Source organism: Rarobacter incanus, assembly GCF_006715765.1.
GTDB lineage: Bacteria > Actinomycetota > Actinomycetes > Actinomycetales > Cellulomonadaceae > Rarobacter > Rarobacter incanus.
Genome location: NZ_VFNV01000001.1, coordinates 1,737,729 through 1,752,487 on the forward strand (window position 1 = coordinate 1,737,729; position 14,759 = coordinate 1,752,487).

9 protein-coding genes are annotated in these 14,759 nt (G+C 63.8%); 5 read left to right on the top strand and 4 right to left on the bottom strand.

The window, feature by feature from the left end; all coding sequences use genetic code 11:
- Positions 1-113 precede the first annotated feature (113 nt).
- The 4 genes from FB389_RS07210 to FB389_RS07225 all read left to right on the top strand — a co-directional run bounded on the left by FB389_RS07210 (position 114) and on the right by FB389_RS07225 (position 5,799).
- Positions 114-1,034 carry an ABC transporter ATP-binding protein gene (locus FB389_RS07210; protein WP_142112309.1) on the top strand — a complete coding sequence of 307 codons (921 nt, stop codon included), beginning with the start codon at positions 114-116 and terminating at the stop codon, positions 1,032-1,034.
- Entirely contained in the window at positions 1,034-3,604 is a 2,571-nt protein-coding gene (locus FB389_RS07215) for an ABC transporter permease (RefSeq protein WP_246043689.1), read from the top strand. The genes FB389_RS07210 and FB389_RS07215 overlap by 1 nt, the downstream gene beginning before the upstream one ends.
- A gap of 136 nt (positions 3,605-3,740) precedes the next feature.
- On the top strand, positions 3,741-4,085 hold the full coding sequence (locus FB389_RS07220) for a hypothetical protein (protein WP_142112312.1): 345 nt from the start codon (positions 3,741-3,743) through the stop codon (positions 4,083-4,085).
- A gap of 223 nt (positions 4,086-4,308) precedes the next feature.
- The gene (locus FB389_RS07225) at positions 4,309-5,799 is read left to right on the top strand and encodes an endonuclease/exonuclease/phosphatase family protein (RefSeq protein WP_142112314.1); all 1,491 of its coding nucleotides are present in this window, start codon (positions 4,309-4,311) and stop codon (positions 5,797-5,799) included.
- Positions 5,800-5,965: 166 nt separating this feature from the next.
- On the opposite strand, the gene FB389_RS07230 is transcribed toward FB389_RS07225, so the two are convergent.
- Together FB389_RS07230 and FB389_RS07235 are read right to left on the bottom strand one after the other, a co-directional pair.
- A complete protein-coding gene (locus FB389_RS07230) occupies positions 5,966-6,946 on the bottom strand; it encodes an alpha/beta hydrolase (protein WP_170207920.1) in 981 nt (326 codons plus the stop codon).
- Positions 6,947-7,233: 287 nt separating this feature from the next.
- Positions 7,234-8,994, bottom strand: a complete 1,761-nt coding sequence (locus FB389_RS07235) for a DUF222 domain-containing protein (protein ID WP_142112318.1) — start codon at positions 8,992-8,994, stop codon at positions 7,234-7,236.
- A gap of 715 nt (positions 8,995-9,709) precedes the next feature.
- Here FB389_RS07235 and clpB point away from each other — a divergent pair.
- Positions 9,710-12,301: an ATP-dependent chaperone ClpB gene (gene clpB / locus FB389_RS07240; RefSeq protein ID WP_142112320.1), complete on the top strand. Its 2,592-nt coding sequence runs from the start codon at positions 9,710-9,712 to the stop codon at positions 12,299-12,301.
- Positions 12,302-12,742: 441 nt separating this feature from the next.
- Here clpB and FB389_RS07245 read toward each other — a convergent pair whose 3' ends face one another.
- Both FB389_RS07245 and FB389_RS07250 read right to left on the bottom strand, forming a co-directional pair.
- Positions 12,743-13,897, bottom strand: coding sequence for a hypothetical protein (locus tag FB389_RS07245; RefSeq protein ID WP_142112322.1), 1,155 nt, complete (start codon positions 13,895-13,897; stop codon positions 12,743-12,745).
- Between the two features lie 193 nt (positions 13,898-14,090).
- Positions 14,091-14,615, bottom strand: coding sequence for a hypothetical protein (locus tag FB389_RS07250; RefSeq protein WP_142112324.1), 525 nt, complete (start codon positions 14,613-14,615; stop codon positions 14,091-14,093).
- Positions 14,616-14,759 lie beyond the last annotated feature (144 nt).

The following is a 14,759-nucleotide window of genomic DNA, read 5'->3' on the forward strand; positions in this document are numbered from 1 at the left end:
TCATCCCCGATAGGCCCTGGCCGCGAACTGCTGACAGACTAGCTGTGGAAATCGAGAGTCAATTCTGCGTCGCCTGATCGCATACGGCGGTGCGCTCTATGAGGGAGAAACTAATGGCAGTATCGCACCAACGACCCGCGCACGTGGCCGGTTCGGCGGGTCCCGCGCACGCGGGCGGTTCGGCGGGGCCCGCGCCTGCGGATTCGATTGCCACGGCGACGGGGCTACGCAAGGTTTACGGCAGTGGCGACACCGAGGTCGTGGCGCTCGACAACGTGGATGTTTCGATCCAGCGGGGAACATTCACCGCCATCATGGGTCCGTCGGGTTCCGGCAAGTCGACTCTGATGCACTGCATGGCCGGACTGGATCGTCCCACTGCCGGGACGGTCGTTGTCGACGGCGAGACGATCTCGTCCCTCAACGAGCGGCAACTGACCAAGCTGCGGCGCACTCGCCTGGGCTTCGTCTTTCAGGCCTTCAACCTCATCCCTACCCTGACGGCCAAGGAGAACATCACGCTGCCCGTTGATCTGGCGCGCGGGCACGTGAACCAGGGATGGTTCGAACGCGTGGTCGACGCCGTCGGGTTGCGGGACCACTTGGGGCACCGGCCCGCGGAGCTTTCTGGCGGGCAGCAGCAGCGCGTAGCCTGCGCCAGGGCTCTGATCACCCAGCCCTCCGTCGTATTCGCGGACGAGCCCACCGGGAACCTCGACTCCGTCTCCTCGCGGGAAGTGCTGACGTTCCTGCGCCAATCGGTCGACGAGTTGGGGCAGAGCGTCGTGGTCGTAACCCACGACCCGGGAACGGCGGCGTTTGCTGACCGGGTCCTCTTCTTGGCGGACGGTGCGATCGTGGGCGACCTGCCGTCACCGAGCGTCGACTCGGTCATCGAGGCACTGCGCACCTTCTCGGAGCGCTCCAGGGCGCGCGCAAGTGCGGGCGGCGCGTCCGGCGGCGCGTCCGGCGGTGCGGGCGGCGCGTCCGGCGCGGCTTCCGCCGCCGCCCGGGGTGCGGGTGATGCCCGGTGATGGGCAAGATCGCCTGGCGCTCGGTGCGCGACCACCCGGTACGGTTCGGCATGTCGGTGTTGGTCGTTGTGCTGGGCGTGGCATTCGTGAGCGGGACGTTCCTGCTGCGGTCAATGATGTCCACGACGTTCGACAACATCGTCGACTCGGCCTACATAGCCCAGGCCTACGTGCGCGGCGAGGCGGCCGACAACGCGCAGGCAACCCAATCGGGCAACTCGCAGCAGGGGACGGGGGCCTCGTCCTCGCGTGCATCGATCAAGGCCGACCTGGCTGAAAACCTGACACAGCTGCCCGGCGTCCGCGCCGCAATTCCCAACATCGCCGGCACGCTGGTGCTCGTCAAGGCGGATGGGACCGCGGCGGCGCGCGGGGGTTCGCCGACGATCGCTTACGGCGTGGATCCCGCGGATCCCTCCATGACGGCCGAGGCGGGTCGTTTGCCGACCGCGCCGGGAGAAATCATGCTCGAGTCGACCACCATGGCTGCTGCCTCACTGGCCGTCGGCGACAGCACGACGATCATTCTTGGCGGGACGATCACCAAGGTCGAGGTCGTCGGCGAATGGAAGTTTCCGGCGGCGGTTGCCGGTGCGAACATCGTTGGACTGGACCTGAAGACCGCGACCGCCGCGTTCGCCCCGGACGGCCTAGTGGCCGATATCGCGGTCTACGGCGCGGCCGGTGCGAGTGAGCAGAGCGTGCGCGACGAGGTGGCGGATGCCCTAGCGGGCGATGGCGTGCAGGTGGTAACGGGCCAAGAGCTGCGCGATGAGACGAGCGCCCAGATCGAATCCGCCCTGGGGTTCATCTCGACCTTCCTCATCGTCTTCGCGGCAGTGGCGCTGGTCGTTGGCGGCTTCATCATTGCGAATACGTTCACCATGGTTGTGCGCCAGCGGTTGCGGGAAATCGCGGTGCTGCGGGCGGTCGGGGCCTCCCCGCGGCAGGTCTTCGGGTCGGTCGTGGGGCAGGCGGCAATCATCGGCGCGATCGGCTCGGCTTTCGGCATCGGTGGCGGAGTGGGAATCGTGTATGGGCTGCGCGCGGTCATGGCCACCATGGGCATGGAGATGTCGTCTCGGGTCCCGTTGGACACCACGACGGTTGCGGTCTCCGTGGCAACGGGGGTGTTGGTCTGCGTTGTCTCGGCGGCCATCCCCGCGCGCCAGGCTGCCCGCGTTGCGCCCGTCGACGCGATGCGCGAGGTGGTTTCCATCAAGGAATCGGGTCTTATCTTGCGCGGTGTCGTAGGTGCGGTTCTGGTGGCGGGCGGCGTGGGTGGCGTCGCCTACGCGACGACCCGCTCCAGTGGCGGTGGTCCGTGGCTAGGATTTGGTGGCGCGGCTATCTTGGTTGGAATGCTGGTTATGGCACCGGCAGTGACCAGGCCCATAGTCGCCGTTCTGTCGTTTCCCTGGCGCAGGATGCTGCGGCCCGTCGGGGGGTTGGCCGCGGATAACGTTGCGCGCAATCCGCGGCGATCGGCCGCGACCTCCGGGGCGCTGATGATTGGGATGGCTCTGGTGGGGGCCGCCTCGGTGTTGGCGGCGTCCGTCCAAGCCTCGGTGGGCTCTCTTATCGATGATTCGCTGCGGGCTAACTTTGTCGTGACTAGTGCTGACTACACCACGGGGGTTCCCAGCGCCGTGGTCCCGGAACTGCGCGAGCTGCCGGATGTCGGGGCCGTTGACGCCGTTTGGTACATCACGGGGACCATCGCGGGCAAAGAAGGCGGAATCGTCGCCATCGATCGCGATGTCATACCCAACAGCGTGGACGCTGACGTCGTTTCGGGATCCCTGGCGGGATTTGCGGGCGAGAACATTGTGGCCAACAAGGCGGCAGCGGAACTCAACGGTTGGGAGCCGGGGTCGGTCATTTCCGTCGGGTTGGCGGCCGCGGACGGCACCGTGGAAACGTACCGGTTGACGGTCGCCGCGGTCGTAGATCTGCGGGTCGTGAATGCGGCGATCATCGTTCCCGAACAGTGGTATCAGGAGCACGTGCCTACCGGGTCTAGGTACATCGATTCGTTGTTTGTGCGGACGGTCGACGGCGCGGGGCAGGACGAGGCGCGAGCGCAGATTGCCGGGGTGCTCAAACCCTACGTCGTGCTGTCGGTGATGGACAAGGACGAATACAGCACGTCGCTGGCCAATCAAGTACAACAGATGCTAACGGTTTTGTACGCACTGTTGGCGTTGTCGATCATCATTGCGATCCTGGGGATCGTGAACACGCTGGCGTTGTCGATCATGGAGCGTACGCGGGAAATCGGGTTGCTGCGAGCCGTTGGAATGGGGCGGCTGCAACTGTCGGGGGTCGTGGTCCTGGAATCGGTCCTGATTGCGGTTTTCGGGGCCGTCGGCGGTTTGGCCGTCGGGGTCGGAGTGGCGGCCGCCATGCCGAGTGTCTTCGAGTCATCCGGCTTCACGGATTTGTCGATCCCGTGGCTCAACCTGGCGTGGATGATCCTATTCGCCGCGCTGGTTGGTTTGGTCGCGGCCGTGTGGCCGGCGATCCGGGCCGCGCGAATGCCGGTGTTGCGGGCGTTGGCGACCGAGTAGGGTGGAGATGCAGCGGCGGCAACATTCGCGTTAGCGTTGGCGTTGGTGTCGCCGCCGCTGCTCCTATTTCTTTTGCTTGCTTGTTATGCGCACGGTTGTGTGATCCGGATCCATCGACCACGACTATGGAGGGACCTTGGCGAAGTTCGACCAGATCGAGACAGGCCTGGAGCCCCTTGCAGCCCGGGATGCGATTCACGACTACCTGTGGGGGCAGGGTTGGACGGTGACCCAGAACGGCCCGTGGGAGGCCGATGTGGAGCGCGGGTCGCTGGGAGCGACGGCGTTGTTGGGGCCGTTCGCGGGTGCTGGTAAGCACCACGTGAAGTTCCGGATGCAGGTGTTTGCGACGCCGGGTGGCGTCGCCGCCGTGCGTTTCCAGCGTTTCACGGGCGGGGACATCGGGAATAAGGGCGCTGGCCGGGCGGCCGAGATTTTCGCGGAAACTGTAACGGAGATAGCGAAACAGTTCGGGGCGTGACGACGGTGCTTCGTGCGCTGTTGGGGACCGCGCCGGCGCGGAGGAACTGTTTGCCTAGCGCGCCGTGCAGCGGCGGGCTCCTTACGGGACATTGAACCGGGGTCCCGGGTGTGGTGTCCGGTGGCGGCGCGGGGTTCCGGGTGTGGTGTCCGGTGGCGGAACGCCCATCCAGTATTCGATCGACGCCCTATACCCCGAGCGAACTTGTCTATATGATCCCTCTATGTCTTTGTCTTTCTCGGATTCTCCCGCTTTGCGTAGCTTTGCGCCGGTGCGTTTGTTGGTGGCACTTGTCGCGGTATCAGTAATAGTGACCGGCGCGGGCGTGGCCGCGGTGAGCCAGCCGTCCGCCGCCGCGGCCGCGAGCTGGAAGACGGAAGCGAAGAAGGTCAAGAAATCGCAGTGGCCCGCGCGGATAACCACACTGAAGGCGAAACCGGGAAAGAAGCCGGGGACCGTCACCTTCACCTGGAAAACTTCCAGCCAGACGACGTCGTATTTCCAACTCGAACTGGCGAGCACTAGCTTCTCGCCGAACGTTAAGACCCTCCCCAAGAAGGGCCGCAACTACAAGCTGGTGAAGATCGCGCGGAGTGCTCGATCGTTCACTGTGTCCGCCAAGCTTGCCGCGCGGGTCGGCGCGCCCCTGGGCAGCGGAAATCACATCTACTACCGTTTTTCCGCTGTCAACTCCGCCGGCAAGAAGAAGATCACGCGCGTATACCCCGGCCTGCACACGGTGTCAGTGGCGCCGGCGACGGCCAAGTCTGGTACGCAACTGATAGTCGCGTCGTACAACATAGCCTCCGTGAAGGCGCGTTCGAAGAACAAGGCTGTGGGTAAGTGGACGACTCGCCGGAGCAAACTCGCTGCGACGATCATCGCGTCGAAGGCCGGCATCATTGCTCTGCAGGAACTAGGACCAGGCAATATTGTCGACGGGGGCGCGGTGAAAGCCACCGGTATTCCGAGGCAGACGGACGACTTGCTGAGCACTGTGCGGGGGAAGGCGGGGGGCTCGTCCTACGCTCTTGTGCAGACGACCCCGTATGTGCGCGCTGGAACCTCGCACGGAACCCAGGGCACCCGGATCATGTACGACACGGCGAAGTATCGCCTGCTGTCCCACTGCCCCTCGGAGACCGATGGGAGTTCGTTCAGTTCTCGCTGTGCTTTCGATCTGCCGACTCTTGGCAGCGACTCCGCCGCGGATCGTCGATCGGCTGCCTTCGCGCTGTTCCAGGACATTTCGAGCGGCAAGAAGTTCTGGGTCGTGTCGGTGCACCTAGATTCGCGGGCGAGCACTAGCAAGAAGACGAGCGCCAAATATTCCGCCCTGCGGGTGAAGCAAGCAAAGTACGTTATGGCGAAAATGGATGCGCTCAACGAGGGCGGATATCCGATCATCGTGGCCGGTGACTTCAACGCTTGGCAGAACGACCAAGTGTCTGGCGCCGCACCTCACCGGGCGTTCGTTGCAGCGGGATACTACGACGCATCAGCGACCAAGAACCGCGTGCGCCCGACGTGGCCGACGACTTCCCAGTGGGCAACGAAGGTCAGCGTCCCAGCCAGTGGCTTCGGGGCACGATTGGACTACATCCTGGGCAAGGGGATTGCCGGATCGGTCAAATACGTCAACACGATGGTGCCCAACGATGCGAAACGCGCATCCGATCACGCGTTGATCTGGGCGTCCCTGCGACTCGCGTAGCGGTTACGGACGGTACCGTTTTCTGGCAGTTTGCACTCGCGGCCCCGGGCTGGGGCGGCGTTCCTGGGCTGGGTCGGTTGGCTGGGTGGCTGGGCTGGGCTGGATCGGTTGGCTGGCGGAAGCTCGGTCCGTGGTGGTGGTTGTGGTTGTGGGGCGTGCGCGCCTCCTAGTTTTGTGGCAAGTTGTCCACCGCCTTTTCAATCCACTTCGCGACCGTATCGATGTACTCAGTGCGAATAGGTTCGGGCGACAGCGCCAAGTCGTGGGCCCCCGCGAAACGAACCAGATCGACGCGCGGGCCAAGCTTGAGCGATGCGGCCGCGATGCGGTCGGCATCCAAGACGCTATCGCTGGTCAGGAGTCGTTCGTGGTTTCCCGACCGGGGCCCATTCTCGGTAGAGCACGCCACCAACACGGGTACGGGGAGTGCAAGGCCTCGCTGAACGGCGCGGTGCCCACGGCGGATGGCAGCGAGCCAGGCGGCCCGAGCGGGAAAGCCCTTCTCGGGACGCATCGATAGATCGAAGGCCCATTCACCTCCCGTTGTGAGGTGCAGCGCGCGCCGGTAGCTCACATCCATCGAGCTGAGTGGCAGGCGCGGCGCGATAGGAGAAAGTAGACGCGACGCCACGGCGCCAAGGGCTCGCCACCAAGCAGGGCCCTGCATAGCGATCCAAGGGCTATTGAGGACGAGGGCCGCGATCGGCCCCGCCGGTGGTGTGGTTTGCGTGTGGTGGTTGGTTTCCGTGGGTGTGGTTTGCGTGTGGTGGTTGGTTTCCGTGGGTGTGGTGGTGCTTTTGATGGGCGCAGTTTGCCTCTTGGCAGAGGCGGATCGCTTGCCGCCTTCGCGCGGCGTTCGGGCGTGCGCTCGAGCGGAGATCCACAGTGGCGCGATCAACCCGCCTGTCGAATGGCCCATGACGACGACCTTCGAGTACCCCAACTCGGTCGTGATGATGCGGATGGCGGCATCGAGCTCTTCGAAATACTCGCTGAGGTCATCCGTGTAGTTCGCGGTCTGCCCCGAACGCAGCGATCGGCCGTACCTGCGTAGGTCGATAGCGAAGAAACCGTATCCCGCTGCAGTGATGCGCTTGCCAAGGTGCGCTTGGAAGAAGTAATCAGCGAACCCGTGGATGTAGAGCACAGCCGTAGCGCATCCGCGTGAACGCTCCGGTTTTGAACCGCTATTGTTGCGCGCCAAATCACCAGAAACCTCGTCATAAACGCGGCCGCTCGACTCTGGTCGGGGAGCGCGGTCGTCGATTAGCGACTGATTGGCCTGATCAGGACTGCCTCCTGGCGAATAGGCGACGAGGGTCGCAACCGGGGGGTCTGGGCACAAGTTTGATCCCTTGGCACTGGTGAGCTCTATTGTTGTCCGGGCCCATCCGGATCCGAGTTGATCTGGGTGCCATCGTGTCGGCATGCGGATCACTCTATCGGCTGCCACTGTGCGGTGGGGCTGTAGCTCCCCGGCGGACCGAAGTGCCATGCTCCGTTGATGCGCCGCATGGCTATGTTGTTGCGGTCGCAGTGGTTGTGATGCCAGTAGCACAGGAGCGCTCCGGTGAGCGTTGAGGTGTGGCCGCCGTCTGCCCAATGAACGGTGGCATGGTGTACTTCGCATAGTTGCGGTGGCGCGTCGCAGGTCGGCCACACGCAGGTGCGGTCACGCGCGATGATGGCTCGGCGTCTGTTGCCGGTCAGGACGCGAGCGGATCTGCCGAGGTTGAGGATTTGGCTGTCGGGACCAAAGATGACTCGGTTGATGGTGCCGGTGGTAGCTATCCAGCGCAGGACGCTGTGCGGTATCGGCCCGGTTCCGTCGGCCCAATGTGCGGGTGGGCGCGAGATCAGTGTGTGGAGGTCCTGGGGGAGGGGACGTGATTGGCCGCCCGCGCTGCCCGGGAGTGGCGGCCCGTTGTGGTCGAACAAGGTCTGGGCCCGTTGGTCTGCTATGGGTGGCGAAGCGCCGTGCCTGGAGACTTTCCCCGTGCTCTCTGCGGCCATGAGGTCTTCGTAGCCTCGCATCACGTGACAGAGTTCGGTGTAGGACACGGTCACTGTCAAGTGCGTTTGTACTCGTCGGTCGGCACTAGACGATGTGTCTTGACCGCTCGGCATGTCCGTGCCGACTGCTGCGGGTGTAGGGGTTTTGTTCTCAAGGATGGGACGCCCTGCGGCGAGATGCGCCATCGCCGTTAGGGCGATTGCGTTGCGTTGCCCGGCGGTGAAGAGGGGCTTCGTCCCGAGCGGGTCGGGTTCCTCAGCGCCCAAGACCGAAGCCGTCTGTCGGCCATTGTTGGCATTCGAGACGGCAACGGGGCTTGATTCGCTGCTGCTGCTATCGGCAAGGCCGCCGCTGTCTGCGGTACTGCTCGGGGTGGTGGCAATCAGGGTGTTATTGATCGCGGTCAGGGTTGCTTTGATCAGTTGCCCGTTGGCGTGGGTGAGGAATCCGGTGAGGTGATATCCATCGAGGGTGTGGGAGATCTCGAGATACTCGCGTCGGGTGCGCTCGCGGTATGCGCGGTCGGCTTGGTCTGGGTCGGCTACCAAAGCGAAGTGCTCAGTAATCCGGCGCATCACTTGCGGCTCGAAGAGGGAGGCCATGGCGATGAGTTGTTCCTCGCATGTCGACGGCGGATCAGCCACGCTGGTGGTCGCAGCCTGGTCAGTGTCGCTCGTGGGGTCTGCGAGCGGTTCGGGGGCTGGGAGAGTCGAATCTGCGCCTTCGGAGGTTGCGTGGAGTGCGGCGACCCGCGCGCTTGTGTTTGCCGTGTTCGCGATCAAGTACGCGTTTGTCAGGGGAATGGTCCCTGCGCGGGCGGCGTCAGCAGTAGCGGGCAAAACGGATCGCAAGGTGCGTGCCGTGTTGACCTGACGGCGAGCGTCACGGTAGGTGATGTGGTCTTGGCGTGCGAGCCAGGCGGCCGCAGATCGCGACCCGTCGCCGGCCCAACCGTTTTGCGCGTCAATGATCCCTAACCAGTCCAAATTCAAAGCCGATAGACGTTCGGTCACCCGACTACAACTGGCGCGAGCCCGGAGCGCGAATTCCATGTCGTCATCACGCGCCGATCTGGCCGCCAGCGCAGCGCACGCTGCACCCAGGAGATCGACAAGATCCGCACGCGAAAGATCGCTGAGATCACCGACGGGGGACTGTGTGTCCCACGAGTTTGAGCCCATCGAATTGTCCTTTCCGCGAATCGTCGATACCTGTAGCACCGCCAGTGCCTGTGCTGTGCCTGTTCCGCTGCCAGTGCCTGTGCCTGCTTCGTGTCGAACAACGACATCTGCCGGGCCGTCGCCGCAGAAACAGTTCGCCGTAGATTTGATGCGGTCGTATCCGCGTCGGAAAACCTGTATCTGCTATGACGCCAGTAGGGCGTGCACATGTGTTTTCTAGCTACCTGTCAACCGCCGACGCCGTGATCGCAACATCGCCCTGATGGGCGGGCGCGCACGACGCGCATGGCGGGAATCACGGCGTATAAGGCAAAGAATCAATCCGTCTGACCGATTCATGCCAACCGGGCAATGCCCTTGCCGCTTCCGCTCCGTACGAACAAGCATATCACACATCGTACGCATGTACTACGGGCTGGAGTGTGCGCCATGGGAATTGAATGCGCTGGAGCGCGAGAGCGGGTTTTGTGCCGACGCGCGTGCTGCGCACTGTCCGGTTGGAGGGCGGTCTCCACACGCGTGCTGCGCACTGTCCGGTTGACGTGTGGTCTCGACCCACGAAGCTGCGCGCAACGCGACCGGCAAAACCCCGCCCCACTTCCCAATTCACCTTGAGCGGAATAGACTCAACTTTGGTGGCGTTGTGACTCATAGAAAATACACATCCCGATCTCTACGAGCCGCAACCCGGTGAGAAACGGGGCCAGGAGGATTCATGGAAACGAAATTCACAACACTCTCGCAAGAGGCAATCGGCGACGCACTGCAGGCTGCCACGGCGGCATCAAATCCCTACGCCGAACCCGTCCACCTGCTCAGCGCGCTGATCGAGCACGGCGGCATGGCCAGCGCCCTGCTCGAAGCGGCGAACGTCGACCCGCAGGTCGTGGGCCGCAACGCGCGCGCCGCACTCATGCAATTGCCGCAGGTCAGCGGTTCGTCGGTCGCTGAGGCGCGGCCGTCGGGCGCGCTGGGACGGGCGATCGAGGCGGCAAAGAAGGCGGCGGAAGAACAAGGGGACGAGTTCATCTCCGCCGAAATGCTCGTTCTCGGAATAGCGGCAGGCACCGATGCGGGCGCCAAGGCGCTGCACTCTGCGGGAGCAACCGCCGAAGCGCTGCGCAAGGCGCTGCCGTTGGTGCGCACGAGCGGGCCGGTGACATCGGCAAACCCGGAAGGCACCTACAAGTCGCTCGAACAGTACGGCGTGGACCTGACCGCGGCGGCGCGCGAAGGCAAACTCGACCCCGTCATCGGGCGCGATGCGGAAATACGCCGCGTCGTGCAGGTGCTTTCGCGCCGCACCAAGAACAACCCGGTGCTGATCGGCGAACCCGGGGTCGGAAAGACCGCCGTTGTGGAGGGACTTGCCCAGCGCATCGTCGCGGGCGACGTGCCCGACTCGCTGAAGAACCGCAAACTGGTCTCGCTCGACCTGGCAGCGATGGTGGCCGGTGCCAAATACCGCGGCGAATTCGAGGAACGCCTGAAGGCCGTCCTGGAGGAAATCAAGAAGTCCGAAGGCGAAGTCATCACCTTCATCGACGAGATTCACACGGTCGTCGGTGCGGGCGCAGGCGGCGAGGGCGCTATGGACGCGGGCAACATGCTCAAGCCCATGCTGGCGCGCGGCGAGTTGCGCCTGGTGGGCGCGACGACTCTTGACGAATACCGCGAACACATCGAGAAGGACCCCGCCTTGGAGCGGCGGTTCCAGCAGGTATTTGTCGGCGAGCCGTCCGTCGAGGACACCGTCGCGATTCTGCGCGGGCTCAAGGGCCGCTACGAGGCGCACCACGGGGTCACTATCGATGACTCCGCGTTGGTTGCCGCCGCCACCTTGTCGAACCGGTACATTTCCGGGCGCCAGTTGCCGGATAAGGCGATCGACCTGGTCGATGAGGCAGCGAGCCGGCTGCGAATGGAGATGGATTCCTCGCCCGTCGAGATCGACGAGTTGCAGCGCCAGGTCACGCGCCTGGAGATGGAGGCGACCGTCCTGGCCAAATCCGAGGATGAGGGATCGCGTGAACGCCTGGATCACCTCAACGCGGAACTGGCCGACAAGAAGGAGCAGCTCGGCGCGCTCAATGCGCGGTGGGAGAAGGAGAAGAGCGGGCTCAACGTCGTCGGTGACCTGAAAAAGAAGCTGGACGAGCTCAACACGGCCGCGGAACGCGCGGAGCGGGAAGGCGATCTGGAGGCCGCGGGACGCATCAGGTATGGCGAAATCCCGGAAATCAACAGGCAGATTGCCGATGCCGAGGCCCGCGAGGCCGCCGGCGAGAAGACCGAGTCGCCGCTGGTCGGCGACCACGTCGGCGCCGACGAAATTGCCGAGGTCGTTTCCGCCTGGACCGGGATACCTGCAGGCCGGATGCTCCAGGGTGAATCCGAAAAGCTGCTGCACATGGAGGACTTCATCGGCAAGCGGCTGATCGGACAGGCGGCCGCCGTGCACTCGGTGGCGGACGCCGTGCGCCGCACGCGCGCCGGCATTGCCGACCCGAACCGACCTACCGGATCGTTCCTGTTCCTGGGACCGACCGGCGTCGGCAAGACCGAGCTGGCGAAGGCTCTGGCCGAATTCCTCTTCGACGATGAGCGCGCCATGGTCCGCATCGACATGTCGGAATACGGCGAGAAGCACTCCGTGGCGCGCCTGGTCGGCGCCCCCCCGGGGTACGTCGGCTACGAGGAGGGCGGCCAGCTGACGGAGGCCGTGCGGCGGCGCCCATATTCGGTGGTGCTGCTCGACGAGGTGGAAAAGGCGCACCCCGACGTCTTCGACATCCTGTTGCAGGTACTGGACGACGGGCGCCTGACCGACGGACAGGGGCGGACCGTTGATTTCCGCAACGTGATCTTGATCCTGACGTCGAACCTCGGGTCGCAATTCTTGGTCGATCCCACCCTCGATGAAGCCACGAAGCGAGAGTCGGTAATGACGGCGGTGCGCTCGTCCTTCAAGCCTGAGTTCTTGAACCGGCTCGATGACGTGATCGTATTCGATCCGCTGACGCTCGACCAGCTGGGCGGAATCGTGGACATTCAGGTCGCGGGGTTGGCGAAGCGACTGGTCGACCGCCGATTGTCGCTGGATGTGACGCCCGCCGCGCGCGAGTGGCTGGCGATGGAGGGCTTCGATCCGGCTTATGGTGCCCGGCCGCTGCGGCGACTGGTGCAGCGTGAGATAGGCGACAAGTTGGCGCGTGAAATCCTGTCCGGGGCTGTTACCGACGGCGACACGGTTGTGGTGGACCGCTCAGATGAATCCGCGGACGGGCTGAGCGTGACCAAGGCGTAGCGGAGCGAAGTGAGCGTTTCCGGGGCGTAGCGGCGGGCTTTGGGCGATAAGGGACGAGGCCACCTCCCCCTTATCGCCCGCCGCCGGTCAGCGCCCGCCCGCCGGTTGAGGCCGTGGCGAATTAGCGTTTCCTGGGCCGCGGCCAGGTGAGAGGCTCACGGCTCCTGCGGCGCAGGGTCAGTCCGATGCACAGTGGAACGACGATCACGATCACATAGGAAAGCCACACCGGCCCGGGTAGCGGCAGTCGCCAGAGCGATCCGAGTGCGAACGCCGTGATGACTGTGGCCGTTCTCCGTGCGTCGCGGAGTGTCGGCCCGTCGCGCTCGGTCGAGCGGTGCGGCTTTGGCAGCGGTCTCGCCCAGAGGAACGCTGCGCACCCACTGCCCGCCGCGAACAGAATGCTGAGTGCCGTCAAAGCACACGTCGACAGCACTATACTCATCGGGCGACTTCAAGAACGATCGCGACACAACTCCCAATTCCAAGTATTTCGCCGAGCAACTTGCCGCCCCCACCGATGAGGTCCCCAACCGCGTCGATCTGGTCTTTGGTGAGGTTCTTTCGTGACTTTACGTACTTCTTGATCTTGTCGATTACTGTTTCCCACCGCGCACCCAATTTGTTGTACGCGCGAATGAGTCTAGTGGATCCCTTAATGACTTTGTCCGCCTTAGCAAACGCGCGCACCACTTTCGCCCCCACGACCGTGAATGAAGCGAGTTGGCCGATGCATGCAGCCGTAGTTGCGGTCCACCACCACCAACTCGGGTCAGCCACGATGGGATACTCGGCCTCGGCGGAAGGCTCGATGATTTGAGTGAGGGTGCCGTCGTTGAGTTCGTAGCGGGTGGGGACGGGATTGCCGTTTGCATCTGTAGCCCAAGGGGCAGCGATTTCGGCGACTTTCTCGGTCTTGGTCACAGTGGTGGTTTCGGCTTCTGGGATGGCTGCGAGTTGGTCGATTTGTTTGTCGGTGAGTTTGTCGAGAGAGTCGAGGGACAGCGAGTTTTCGCCGAGGATACTGGTCACGGCGGCGTTGATCCGAGCATCTTCGCCGGGTAGCGGAACTTCAGTCTCAGTTCGTGCGAAGACCGAAATTGATTCGTCCGTGTTCTCCGCGAGGGTGGCGCCATCTGGCAAATCGATTTTGTAGTCAAAGGCTGTGGGAGATTCGCTGCTTTCGATGACTGTAAGGACGCGCACGCCACCCGCAAGCGGTTGAACCGCGACGGTGGTGTCTTGCGCGGTCGGGTAAGTGATAGTGCCGTCATCGCTTCGCTTGGCAGTCTGGGCCCCAGTAAGTTCTGGTAACGATAGTTGAATGGTTTCCTGCGTCCCTGGGGTTTGGAATTCCACCGCATCATTGGGGTCGTTAGGTACTTCGACAACGCCACCAGGATCCTGCGCAACGTACCCATCGCCGACAGATAATACTTCGGTGACCGGGATGGAATCGGGGGCGGCCGCAGCAATAATTCCAGCGGTGACAGTCGCCTCGCTTATGGGGTCCGCCGCTTGGGCTGTGCCAGCCGCAGCCGTTAGGAGACTGGTGGCAGTGAGCATCGTAATCACGATACGAGCAGGGGTCTTCATCTCTCTCTCTCTCGCTTGTGGGGCGTGGATGCGTGCCCGCGACACCGACGGTACCCGGGCCCTGAGGTTGGCGATAAGACGTTAGGCCTATAGGTGAAAATGGTCGAGTATCGCCACCACCGCTGGGCTCGCGGCGCAGCGTCCGCCCCGGCACCGCGAGGGCGATCCGCCAGGGCAGGCGCGGCTCATTGCCCTAGCCTGGGAACGACAGGGTGATGCGGCGGGTCTTCTTCTTGCCATACACGTAGATCGTTCCGGCGTCGTCGCCATGCACGATGGTGGCTCCTGCTGTGGTGCGGGACGTGGACTTGATCGTGCGGACCTTCTTGACCAGCCGGGTGCCATCAGCTTTGCCCGTGAGCTTGACGCGGTCCCCGCGTTTAGCCGTCCACAGCCGCTTGCCGGCCTTGCTCGACTTCTTTGTGAGGATGTCGGGTGCCCCCGGGTAATCGATCAAGAGCACGCCGTTCTTGGGGTCTAGCTTGGCGCCCACGGAGGCGGAGGAAGTGTAATACTTGATCACCTTCACGTTGATCGTCTTGCGCTTCTCGCTCTTTGCCGCCATGGTCGGGGCCGCCAACCACGCGGTGTTGCCGGCCGCCGCGTAGCCATGAGTGTCGCGGGAGATATCGGCGAGTGGTGGCGCTGCGTGCGCGGTGGGCGCCAGGAGCGCGCAGGCGGCGACGCACGCCGGGAGCAGAGTCTTGAATGCCTTCATTGAGCAGCTTTTGGACGAGAACGACTAGAACAGCGTACTCAAAATCTTATATGTGCGGATGTGGCCGGGTAGGCGGCACGGAAGCGGCCCCGCCCGGAAATTCTCCGGACGGGGCCGCTTCCCATCAACCAGTTAGTGTGCGCC

Coding starts and splice junctions, on each gene's coding strand:
- FB389_RS07210 (WP_142112309.1), top strand. CDS start 114: ATGGCAGTATCGCACCAACGACCCGCGCACGTGGCCGGTTCGGCGGGT.
- FB389_RS07215 (WP_246043689.1), top strand. CDS start 1,034: ATGGGCAAGATCGCCTGGCGCTCGGTGCGCGACCACCCGGTACGGTTC.
- FB389_RS07225 (WP_142112314.1), top strand. CDS start 4,309: ATGTCTTTGTCTTTCTCGGATTCTCCCGCTTTGCGTAGCTTTGCGCCG.
- FB389_RS07235 (WP_142112318.1), bottom strand. CDS start 8,994: ATGGGCTCAAACTCGTGGGACACACAGTCCCCCGTCGGTGATCTCAGC.
- clpB (WP_142112320.1), top strand. CDS start 9,710: ATGGAAACGAAATTCACAACACTCTCGCAAGAGGCAATCGGCGACGCA.
- FB389_RS07245 (WP_142112322.1), bottom strand. CDS start 13,897: ATGAAGACCCCTGCTCGTATCGTGATTACGATGCTCACTGCCACCAGT.
- FB389_RS07250 (WP_142112324.1), bottom strand. CDS start 14,615: ATGAAGGCATTCAAGACTCTGCTCCCGGCGTGCGTCGCCGCCTGCGCG.